Annotated in this window: 10 protein-coding genes; 3 read left to right on the top strand and 7 right to left on the bottom strand. The window is 51.8% G+C overall.

Annotation, left to right across the window (positions count from 1 at the left end; all coding sequences use genetic code 11):
- Positions 1-4 precede the first annotated feature (4 nt).
- Positions 5-328, top strand: coding sequence for an HI1450 family dsDNA-mimic protein (locus OB87_RS07025; protein ID WP_033568737.1), 324 nt, complete (start codon positions 5-7; stop codon positions 326-328).
- A gap of 107 nt (positions 329-435) precedes the next feature.
- Here the strand turns inward: OB87_RS07025 and oppF are convergent, their stop codons facing one another.
- From oppF to OB87_RS06995, 7 genes are all read right to left on the bottom strand, one after another.
- On the bottom strand, positions 436-1,440 hold the full coding sequence (gene oppF, locus OB87_RS07020; RefSeq protein ID WP_033568736.1) for a murein tripeptide/oligopeptide ABC transporter ATP binding protein OppF: 1,005 nt from the start codon (positions 1,438-1,440) through the stop codon (positions 436-438).
- A complete protein-coding gene (gene oppD / locus OB87_RS07015) occupies positions 1,437-2,426 on the bottom strand; it encodes an ABC transporter ATP-binding protein (protein WP_033568735.1) in 990 nt (329 codons plus the stop codon). The genes oppF and oppD overlap by 4 nt, the downstream gene beginning before the upstream one ends.
- A gap of 16 nt (positions 2,427-2,442) precedes the next feature.
- Positions 2,443-3,351 carry an oligopeptide ABC transporter permease OppC gene (oppC, locus tag OB87_RS07010; RefSeq protein ID WP_033568734.1) on the bottom strand — a complete coding sequence of 303 codons (909 nt, stop codon included), beginning with the start codon at positions 3,349-3,351 and terminating at the stop codon, positions 2,443-2,445.
- A gap of 12 nt (positions 3,352-3,363) precedes the next feature.
- On the bottom strand, positions 3,364-4,284 hold the full coding sequence (oppB, locus tag OB87_RS07005) for an oligopeptide ABC transporter permease OppB (protein WP_033568733.1): 921 nt from the start codon (positions 4,282-4,284) through the stop codon (positions 3,364-3,366).
- Positions 4,285-4,377: 93 nt separating this feature from the next.
- Complete coding sequence (gene oppA / locus OB87_RS07000) at positions 4,378-6,021, bottom strand: oligopeptide ABC transporter substrate-binding protein OppA (protein WP_033568732.1); 1,644 nt, start codon at positions 6,019-6,021, stop codon at positions 4,378-4,380.
- A 134-nt stretch (positions 6,022-6,155) separates the two neighbouring features.
- Positions 6,156-6,515, bottom strand: a complete 360-nt coding sequence (locus OB87_RS20565) for a hypothetical protein (RefSeq protein WP_148042031.1) — start codon at positions 6,513-6,515, stop codon at positions 6,156-6,158.
- A 377-nt stretch (positions 6,516-6,892) separates the two neighbouring features.
- Positions 6,893-7,537, bottom strand: a complete 645-nt coding sequence (locus OB87_RS06995) for a YchE family NAAT transporter (protein WP_033568731.1) — start codon at positions 7,535-7,537, stop codon at positions 6,893-6,895.
- A gap of 531 nt (positions 7,538-8,068) precedes the next feature.
- Here OB87_RS06995 and adhE point away from each other — a divergent pair.
- Together adhE and OB87_RS20830 are read left to right on the top strand one after the other, a co-directional pair.
- The gene (adhE, locus tag OB87_RS06990; RefSeq protein WP_033568730.1) at positions 8,069-10,774 is read left to right on the top strand and encodes a bifunctional acetaldehyde-CoA/alcohol dehydrogenase; all 2,706 of its coding nucleotides are present in this window, start codon (positions 8,069-8,071) and stop codon (positions 10,772-10,774) included.
- Positions 10,775-10,870: 96 nt separating this feature from the next.
- On the top strand, positions 10,871-11,011 hold the full coding sequence (locus OB87_RS20830; RefSeq protein ID WP_161783612.1) for a hypothetical protein: 141 nt from the start codon (positions 10,871-10,873) through the stop codon (positions 11,009-11,011).
- Positions 11,012-11,343: the final 332 nt, after the last annotated feature.

Raw genomic sequence — 11,343 nt, 5'->3', positions numbered from 1 at the left:
TTGTATGGATTTAAATAACCGCCTGACCGAAGATGAAACGCTGGAACAGGCTTACGATATCTTTCTGGAACTGGCAGCGGATAACCTGGACCCGGCAGATATTCTACTGTTCAACCTGCAGTTCGAAGAGCGAGGCGGTGCGGAGCTGTTTGACCCGGCGGAAGACTGGCAGGAGCACGTAGATTTCGACCTGAATCCAGACTTCTTCGCCGAAGTGGTGATTGGCCTGGCTGAGCAAGACGGTGAGGAAATCAATGATATTTTCGCCCGCATCCTGATCTGCCGCGAAAAAGACCATAAACTGTGCCACATTCTGTGGAAAGAGTAACCGCCGTGATCACGGCCTAATTGGCCATCATCAGCGACGAACAGCAAAACGCCCCTGACGGGGCGTTTTGTCTATTCACGCGCTGTGCTTAAACAAGCAGCACTGGATTACGACAGCGGATCCACCTTCAGGCAGGATACCGCATGACGGAAGCTACCTTCGAGCACCGGCCGGGTTTTGGTGCATTCCGGCCCGACAACCGGGCAACGGGTGCAGAACACACAACCGGTTGGCGGGTTAATCGGTGACGGCAGGTCGCCTTCCAGCAGTTGAATCTGCTTGTTGCGCTCCTTGTCCGGGTCAGGAATCGGCACCGCCGACATCAGCGCGCGGGTATAAGGATGCTGTGGATTGTGGTACAGCTCATCATAGGTTCCCAGCTCCACCGCATGACCCAGATACATCACCAGCACGCGGTCGGAGATGTGTTTCACCACCGACAAGTCGTGGGCGATAAAGATCAGCGACAGCCCCATTTCCCGCTGTAACTGTTGCAGCAGGTTTACCACCTGAGCCTGAATCGACACGTCCAGCGCGGAAACCGGTTCGTCACAGATGATCAGCTTCGGTTCCAGAATCAGTGCACGGGCAATACCGATACGCTGACACTGACCACCAGAAAACTCGTGCGGATAGCGGTTGATCAGGTTTGGCAGCAGACCAACCTTCATCATCATCACTTTAACACGGTCTTTTACTTCCTGACGCGACATCTCCGGGTGGTAGGTACGCAGCGGTTCAGCGATAATTTCACCGATGGTCATACGCGGGTTCAGTGACGCCAGCGGATCCTGGAAAATCATCTGAATATCGCTGCGCACATCGCGCCATTCGGTGTCACGCATCCCCAGCAGGTCTTTACCCAGCCAGCTAATGCGCCCGCTGGTGGCTTTCACCAGGCCGATGATCGCACGGGCCAGCGTGGATTTGCCGCAACCGGACTCACCAACCACCCCCAGCGTTTCCCCTTCATACAGCCGCAGGGTCACGCCATCAACCGCTCTCAGCTTCCTGGCGGGCTGCCAGAACCACTGTTTATCATCGCGGATATCAAAGTGGACTTTCAGTTCATCCACTTCCAGCAAGACTTTTTTGTTTTCCAGCTCATTCATACTAATTCCCCCACACTTCGGAAACAGGCACGCAGACGACCTTCGCCAAACGGCGTCAACTCAGGCGAATGCTGGCATTGCTCCTGTGCATAAGGGCAACGAGGCTGGAAAGGACACCCTTTCGGCAGCCGCAGCAGGTTGGGGGGATTTCCCGGAATAGTGGCCAGTTCCTCATTTTCCTCATCAAGACGGGGAATCGCTTTCAGCAGGCCAAGTGAGTAAGGATGTGTCGGCTCATAGAAAATTTCGCGCGCGCTACCGTACTCCATCGTACGACCAGCGTACATCACCAGCACCTTATCGCAAATACCGGCTACCACGCCCAGATCGTGGGTGATCATGATAATGGCGGTATTGAACTCGCGCTTCAGGTCGTTGAGCAATGTCATGATCTGCGCCTGCACCGTCACGTCGAGTGCGGTGGTCGGTTCGTCGGCAATCAGCAATTTGGGACGGCACAGCAGCGCCATCGCAATCATCACACGCTGACGCATCCCGCCGGAAAACTCGTGCGGGTACATGCGCATACGCTTTCTGGCTTCCGGCATTTTCACCGCGTCCAGCATACGCACCGACTCGTCAAATGCTTCGCTTTTACCGAGTTTCTTGTGCTGCATCAGCACTTCCATTAACTGGTCACCGACACGCATGTACGGGTTCAATGACGTCATCGGGTCCTGGAAGATCATGGCGATCTCTTCCGCACGCAGGCGGTTAAGCTCGCGTTCCGGCAGATTGAGAATTTCACGGCCATTGAAACAGGCGGAGCCGCCGATGCGGCCGTTAGCGGCCAGCAGACCCATCAGTGCAAACGCGGTCTGGGATTTACCTGAGCCGGACTCCCCAACAATCCCCAGCGTCTCACCGGCGCTGAGAGAGAAATTAAGGTCGTTTACCGCGGTGACATCACCGTCAGGCGTACTGAAAGTCACGCGCAAATCTTTAACATCAAGCAGCGCTTCACGAGGTTGTGACGTATTCATCATGGTATGAAGCGTCTCCTTAGCGGTCTTTCGGGTCGAGGGCATCACGCAGGCCATCGCCGATAAAGTTGAAACAGAACAGCGTCACCACCAGGAAACCGGCGGGATACAGCAGCAGCCACGGTGCCACTTCCATTGAATTGGCACCATCATTCAGCAGCGCGCCCCAACTGCTCAGCGGTTCCTGGGTGCCCAGACCAAGGAAACTCAGAAAAGATTCGAACAGGATCATGCTCGGCACCAGCAGCGATGCGTATACCACAACCACGCCCAGCACATTCGGCACGACATGGCGCAGCACAATACTGCGGGTGGATACACCGCACACCAACGCGGCCTCAATGAACTCTTTACGTTTCAGGCTCAGGGTCTGGCCGCGCACGATACGGGCCATGTCCAGCCAGGACACCATGCCGATAGCCACAAAAATCAGCAGGATATTTTGCCCGAACAGCGTCACCAGCAGGATAACGAAAAACATAAACGGGAAGGAGTTAAGGATCTCCAACAGACGCATCATGACCGAGTCCACTTTCCCACCCATATAACCGGATGCCGCGCCATACAGCGTACCGACAATCACGGCCACCAGAGCAGCGGCAACACCGACCATCAGAGAAATACGTCCACCGATCGCCACACGCACCAATAGGTCGCGGCCAGACGAATCGGTGCCGAAATAGTGTTTAGACACCATGTCAGGTGCGCTGGACATCATATTCCAGTCGGTATCAGCATAGTTGAACGGTGCCAGCATCGGGCCAACGACAACAAACAGCGTGATGAGCATCAAGACGAACAAGCTAGCCAGCGCCGCCCGGTTGTGCATGAAGCGACGGCGCGCATCCTGCCACAGGCTACGTCCTTCCACTTCCAGTTTTTCGCTGAAATTATCCAGCGCTTCGCGGTTACGTTTATTCCAAAACATCAGTGATTTACCTTAATAACGGATCTTCGGATCGATAACAGCGTACAGCACATCGATGACCGCATTAAACAGAATGGTCAGCGCGCCCACCAAAATAGTCAAACTGAGCACCAGTGAATAGTCACGGTTCAGCGCACCATTAACAAACAACTGACCAATACCAGGTAAACCGAAAATGGTTTCAATCACCATAGAGCCCGTGATAATCCCCACGAACGCCGGGCCCATATAGGAAAGGACGGGTAACAACGCTGGCTTTAAGGCATGACGCAAAATAATCCGACGCAGCGGCAACCCTTTGGCGCGCGCAGTGCGGATAAAGTTCGAATGCAGGACTTCAATCATCGAACCGCGGGTAATACGGGCGATGCTGGCGATATAGGACAGAGACAGCGCAACCATCGGTAGAATAATGTATTTCGGCGCGCCACCGTTCCAGCCGCCCCCAGGCAACCAGCGCAGGGTTATCGCGAAGATCAGCACCAGCAGCGGCGCAACCACAAAGCTCGGGATGACCACCCCGGTCATGGCGAACCCCATCACCGTATAATCCCATTTACTGTTTTGATTCAATGCAGCAATGACGCCAGAGGTCACCCCCAGCACCACAGCCAGCAGAAACGCGGCGGCACCCAACTTGGCTGATACCGGGAAAGCCCGAACAACCAGATCGTTTACCGAATAATCCTTGTATTTGAAAGACGGCCCGAAGTCGCCCTTCAGCAACTGCACCAGATAATTACCATACTGTTTGATGATGGGATCGTTCAGATGGTATTTGGCTTCGATGTTAGCCATCACTTCAGGGGGAAGATTGCGTTCTCCAGTAAACGGACTTCCCGGTGCCAGTCGCATCATGAAAAACGAGATGGTAATCAGGATGAACAGCGTCGGGATTGCTTCCAGGCAACGACGGAAAATAAATTTTAACATTGACCTTACCTATAAAACCGGTCTGAAATTTTCGCTTCTCTTTATCAAACCGAATAAGGGCCGTGTGCCAGTCGACACACAGCCCTGTCATCATTAATGCTTGATAATATAAAGGTTTTTAACGTTGAGGTTATCCAACGGATCTTTGCCAGTCAGGCCACCCACATACGGTTTAACCAAACGGGTATTCGCGTAGTAGTAAACCGGAACGATAACCGCGTCTTTTTCCAGCAACGCTTCCGCTGCTCGGTAAACACTAGCGCGTTCATCCTCGGTTTTAGCCGCCAGCGCTTGCGCCATCAGCTTGTCAAAATCCGCGCTCTTATAGTGCGAAGTGTTGCTGCTGCTGTTGGCGATCATGATGTTGAGGAACGTGGTCGGTTCGTTGTAATCCGCACACCAACCGGCACGAGCAACATCGAATGTGCCCTGATGACGGCTATCCAGGAAGGTTTTCCACTCCTGGTTTTCCAGCTTCGCATCTACACCGATATTGTTTTTCCAGATCGACGATGAGGCAATAGCCAGTTTCTTGTGCAGATCGGAAGTGTTATACAGCAGGTTAAAGGTCAGCGGTTTTTCTGCAGTGAAGCCTGCTTCAGCCAACAGTTTCTTCGCTTCGGCATTACGTTTTTCACGTGACCAGCTCACCCACTCCGGTGGAGTCAGTTTACCATCCAGGCCGTCGATGTACGGCGGCGTGAAGCCAAACGCTGGCGTATCACCCTGAGCTTTGACTTTGTTGGTCAGAATGTCTTGATCCAGACCCAGCACCAACGCCTGACGCACACGGGCATCGGTAAACGGCGCTTTTTGGTTGTTGATCTCATAGTAGTAGGTGCACAGATACGGATCCGCCTTCACTTCGTTGGGGATCTCTTTCTTCAGCTTCTGGAACAGTTCGATCGGCAGGTTGTTATACGTCATGTCGATCTCGCCGCTGCGATAACGGTTCACGTCCGTTACTTCAGAGGAAATCGGCAGATAAGTCACTTTGTTAATGATGGTGTGGGCGTTATCCCAGTAGTTCGGATTACGCTCCAGAACGATTTTCTCGTTCACGATCCATTCTTTCAGCTTGTAAGCACCGTTGCCGACCCAGTTAGCCGGTTGGGTCCACTTGTCACCATATTTTTCAACGACTTTCTGATTTACCGGGAAAGTAGACGGGTGAACCAGCAACTTATAGAAGTACGGGACCGGCTCGCTGAGGGTCACTTCCAGCGTGTGATCGTCAATGGCTTTTACGCCCAGCGCATCAGGGGATTTTTTGCCTGCCACAACGTCGTCAATATTAACGATATGGCCAAATTGCAGGTAACTGGCATAAGGAGAGGCGGTTTTCGGATTAGAAATACGCTGCCAGCTGTAAACGAAATCCTGAGCGGTAACCGGATCACCGTTGGACCATTTGGCATCTTTACGCAGGTGGAAGGTCCATACTTTGAAATCTTTGTTGTCCCAGCTTTCTGCCACACCCGGAGCCGGGTGGCCATCTGGAGAAGTCACTAGCAACCCTTCCAGCAGATCACGTGCGATATTGGCTTCCGGCACGCCTTCAATCTTATGCGGGTCCAGCGAAGCAACCTCGGAACCATTATTACGCACCAGTTCCTGTTTCTCAGCCAGTTGAACGCCGGCCGGCACGGTGGCGGCCCAGGCGGAAACGCCAGTAGAGGCAGTAATAGCAGCGAAAATGCTGACCGCCAATCTTTTTTTAATAGTGTTGTTTACCATTATTTACCTTGCTCCTGTTCTACTGTTATCGCCCAATCAGGCACATAACTTTTTTTACGTATTAAGCGGACAGACATCATCGCCACCAGAGGAACGAATCTGGCAACTTGCCGCTCAATCACATCTAAATTGTTTTATCCACGCAACACGGCCAGATACGTCATAGCGCCGCGCCAACGTGTTGGAAAAATCAACAGAGATAAAAACAGCACATTTTCGGCAACCCAAAAACCGCCGCAACCTTTCCCAGGCCCGGCAGCCACCGCCATTTCCACTCTTCCCTGATGGTACGCCCCCCGATAAAAAAGCGGCCACGGATAAAGCTCTAATAAAATTAACTTATCCATAACAGCCAAGGGGAATAGCGTGATGCCGAACGTATCAGAAGAATCCGTCTTCGCCAATAGATTTTGCAGGCTGTTACTTAAATTTCTTTTCCATCTCGGAAAGTCACAAAATGGCGTGAACGTAGAAATGGATATAAAAACATCCATGAGGAGTGTCACGGCGGTAAAGATTCACTCAGTAGCAGATTGTCCAATAACTTGTATGTATGAAAGGATTAACAGTAGATCAGGATAAAAAACACACGATAAAACACTTCCGAACACAATAACACCACGCCTGACGCCACCCCCTATACATGTGAATAAATTAACAGCGAAAACATCTATGTGACTCACCATAATGCCAGTTATCTTTCCTGCCACATGCATTAGCTTATCTAAGGCATGTGATAAAGAATCAAATAAGCGATGCCATCTGAAGTGCTAAATAATAACGGCCGACATAACATCCCCGGCTCGATTATTGCCGGGGGAATAGACATAAGAAAAAAGTATCAATAAAAAGAAGGTAGCAGCGCTTGCTGCTATAGCAAGCCGGGAAACAAGGTCCGAATTCCCGTGACGATAAATTCAATACCGAGCGACATCAGCAACAACCCCATGATACGTGTCACCACGTTAATGCCGGTCTGCCCCAGCAGCCGTACCAGCGCTGGTGCCGCTCTGAACAACAACCAACAACAAAATGCGAAAATCGCAATCGCCACCGACAGCCCCAGTAGATTCTGCCAACCGTGATAACGGGAACTCCAGACAATGGTAGAACTGATTGCCCCTGGCCCTGCCATCAGCGGTAATGCCAGCGGCACCACGCCAATACTTTCCCGGTTGGCGGTTTCCGTTTTCTCCTGCTTATTCTGTTTATCCTCACCCAGCTTGCCGCTGATCATCGACATGGCGATGGTGACAATCAAAATGCCACCCGCAATTCGAAATGAATCAATGGAAATGCCAAACAGCCGCAAAATAACGTCGCCAAAAAACAGCGCCACCCAAAGAATGATGACCACGGAAACGTTGGCTGTCAGATTGGTCTTCGACCGCCCTTCCGCTCCCTGATAGCTGGTCATGCTAATAAAAATGGGCAGAATGCCCACCGGGTTAATCAACGCAAACAACCCGATAAAGAATTTGATGTAACCGGAGAAGTCCAGAACAGGCTGAATCACATTCCACCTCTGATCATTATTGTCAACCAGGGAAGCCCCTGCGCTTTACGACACTGACAAACTCCCGCTTACAGTAATGTAATGCATGATGGCTATCCATCTCCCAAAGGGATAATTATCCTCTGCATTCACGCTATTTATCGACAAATCTTTTATAAACCACATGTTGAATGGGGATTTATTTTTCACAAACAGCCATAAAATGATAATCATTATCACGTTAAGCACGTGCTGAAAGGAGTCAGCATTGGATTTTATAGAAGTAGATCACAAAACACGGGCTAACAAGCGTGTATTCTGCCGACATATCAGGAAAACAGATCGGGTGGCAATATTTCGTTATTAAAAATACTTTAACGAGATATTAAGAAATTAAAGTTTCCAGTATTAACAGGCGCTGGCCTTTACCTGGAGCACATTGAGTCAATGGAGTTTGCTGTCACTACCATAAGGTGTCATGAGCATTATCTATACTGCTCAGTTACCGGGCTGACCATTGACTGAAAGAGCTTAACATTACAGGAGAGCATTATGGCCGTAACAAACGTTGCTGAACTTAACGCTTTGGTCGAACGCGTCAAAAAAGCGCAACAAGAGTTCGCAAACTTCACTCAGGAGCAGGTCGATCAGGTCTTTCGCGCTGCCGCACTGGCTGCTGCCGATGCCCGTATCCCGTTGGCAAAAATGGCGGTTGCCGAATCCGGCATGGGTATTATTGAAGATAAAGTGATCAAAAACCACTTCGCATCCGAGTACATTTATAACGCCTACAAGGATGAACAAACCTGTGGCGTACTGTCCGTCGATGATACTTTCGGTACGATCACCATTGCCGAACCGATTGGCCTAATCTGCGGTATCGTGCCAACCACCAACCCGACCTCCACGGCAATCTTCAAAGCATTAATCAGCTTGAAAACCCGTAACGGCATTATCTTCTCTCCCCATCCGCGCGCCAAAAATGCCACCAACAAAGCGGCAGATATCGTATTGCAGGCGGCGATCGCAGCCGGTGCGCCCAAAGATATCATCGGCTGGATTGATGAACCCTCAGTAGAACTGTCTAATCAACTGATGCATCACCCAGATATCAATCTGATCCTGGCAACAGGTGGCCCAGGTATGGTGAAAGCAGCCTACAGCTCAGGCAAGCCAGCAATCGGCGTGGGCGCAGGTAATACCCCGGTAGTGGTCGATGAAACGGCCGATATCAAACGTGCTGTAGCCTCGATTTTGATGTCCAAAACCTTCGACAACGGCGTGATCTGCGCATCCGAGCAGTCGGTAATCGTGGTCGATGAAATTTATGATGCTGTACGTGAACGCTTCTCAACCCACGGCGGTTACCTGCTTCAGGGTAAGGAACTCAGCGCAGTACAAGGTATTCTGCTGAAAAACGGTGCACTTAACGCCGCTATCGTCGGCCAGCCAGCCATCAAGATTGCGGAAATGGCCGGTATTACCGTGCCTGCCAGCACCAAGGTATTGATCGGCGAAGTGACGAATGCAGACGAGTCCGAACCGTTCGCTCACGAGAAACTGTCCCCGACGCTGGCCATGTACCGTGCGAAAGATTTTGAAGACGCGGTAGACAAAGCCGAAAAACTGGTCGCCATGGGCGGCATCGGCCATACCTCCTGCCTGTACACCGATCAGGACAATCAGGCTCGTCGCGTCAACTATTTCGGCGATAAGATGAAAACCGCGCGTATCCTGATCAACACCCCCGCGTCTCAGGGTGGGATTGGCGATCTGTACAACTTTAAACTGGCGCCGTCGCTGACGCTGGGTTGCGGTTCATGGGGGGGTAACTCTATCTCCGAAAACGTCGGGCCGAAACACCTGATTAACCGTAAAACCGTGGCTAAGCGAGCAGAGAATATGCTGTGGCACAAACTTCCCAAATCTATCTACTTCCGCCGCGGCTCTCTGCCGATCGCGCTGGAAGAAGTTGCGAGCGACGGCGCTAAACGCGCGTTCATCGTTACTGACCGCTTCTTGTTTAATAACGGCTACGTCGACCAAATTACGTCCGTGCTGAAACAGCAGGGTCTGGATACCGATGTCTTCTTTGAAGTGGAAGCCGACCCGACACTCAGCATCGTTCGCAAAGGTGCTGAACAGATGAATGCCTTCAAACCCGACGTCATTATCGCGCTGGGTGGCGGTTCACCGATGGATGCTGCCAAGATCATGTGGGTAATGTACGAACATCCGGATACCCATTTTGAAGAACTGGCGCTGCGTTTCATGGATATCCGCAAACGTATCTACAAGTTCCCGAAAATGGGTGTGAAAGCCAAGCTTATTGCCGTCACCACCACCTCCGGCACCGGTTCTGAAGTCACACCGTTTGCCGTAGTGACCGATGACGCCACCGGCCAGAAATATCCGCTGGCGGACTACGCGTTGACCCCGGATATGGCGATTGTGGATGCCAATCTGGTGATGAACATGCCAAAATCGCTGTGTGCGTTCGGCGGCCTGGATGCAGTGACCCACTCACTTGAAGCCTATGTATCCGTACTGGCGAACGAATACTCCGACGGGCAAGCGCTGCAGGCACTGAAGCTGTTGAAAGAAAACCTGCCGACCAGTTACCGTGAAGGTGCCAAAAATCCGGTTGCCCGCGAGCGCGTCCATAACGCGGCGACAATCGCCGGTATCGCCTTCGCTAACGCCTTCCTGGGTGTCTGTCACTCGATGGCGCACAAGCTGGGTTCCGAGTTCCATATCCCGCACGGGCTGGCTAATGCCCTGCTGATTAGTAACGTAATCCGCTATAACGCCAACGATAACCCGACCAAACAGACCGCGTTCAGCCAGTATGACCGTCCTCAGGCTCGCCGTCGTTATGCGGAAGTAGCTGACCATTTGGGACTGAGTGCGCCTGGCGACCGTACAGCGCAGAAGATTGAAAAGCTGCTGGCCTGGCTGGAAAGCATGAAGAAAGAACTGGGGATTCCTACTTCTATTCGTGAAGCTGGCGTACAGGAAGCCGATTTCCTGGCCAAGGTGGATAAACTCTCTGAAGATGCGTTTGACGATCAGTGCACCGGCGCTAACCCACGTTATCCGCTGATTTCCGAGTTGAAACAAATCCTGCTGGATACGTTCTACGGCCGCTCGTTTGTCGAACATGCAGCCGCCACCGAGAACAAAGCTACCCCAGCGGCTGCCAGCGCACCCGCTAAGGCAGAAAAAGCCGAGAAGAAAGAGAAAAAAACCGTTAACTAATATCGTATGACGGCAACACACTCAAAAGCCCTGCGCTCACGCACAGGGCTTTTTTTTGGATTTGTCGCATCATGCTGGACAAGAAATAGTTCGCACATGGCTGACATCAACCGCAAAGAAATCATCTACCGAAACACAATCCGCCGCGAGCGCACCACCCTCTCCTGTAATCAGGAATCTGTCGGTCAGCAGCCAGCTCTCTCTGATAACGCCCCTGCGCCACCACGCAATGCCTGACGCTGGTAAAGCAGCCTATCGGCGCGCAAACGCCCTGCGGTCTTGTATAGCGCCCGTGTCGCCAATAACCCGGTAGCAGCGTATTACTGGTATCGGGTCTGGCCTGCGAGCACAGTGGCAACACCGCGACATCCACAAAGGTCGGTAAAGGATTATTCGGCTAAGATGGTGCATGGCAGTCCTGAATCGCATCAATAACACCGTGAAGACGTCTGTGAAAACCACGACAAAAGCGGTAAATACGCATCTGGTAACGAATATTTAATTTATACCCGTCATACGTCAAGTTGCAGGTGTGTTGGCTGCGTTACTCGGGAGGGTGTACGTAATTC

It is taken from the genome of Dickeya undicola (assembly GCF_000784735.1).
Classification (GTDB): domain Bacteria; phylum Pseudomonadota; class Gammaproteobacteria; order Enterobacterales; family Enterobacteriaceae; genus Dickeya; species Dickeya undicola.
The sequence above is the reverse complement of the archived record's forward strand: the minus strand, read 5'-3'. Positions and strand labels throughout refer to the sequence as shown.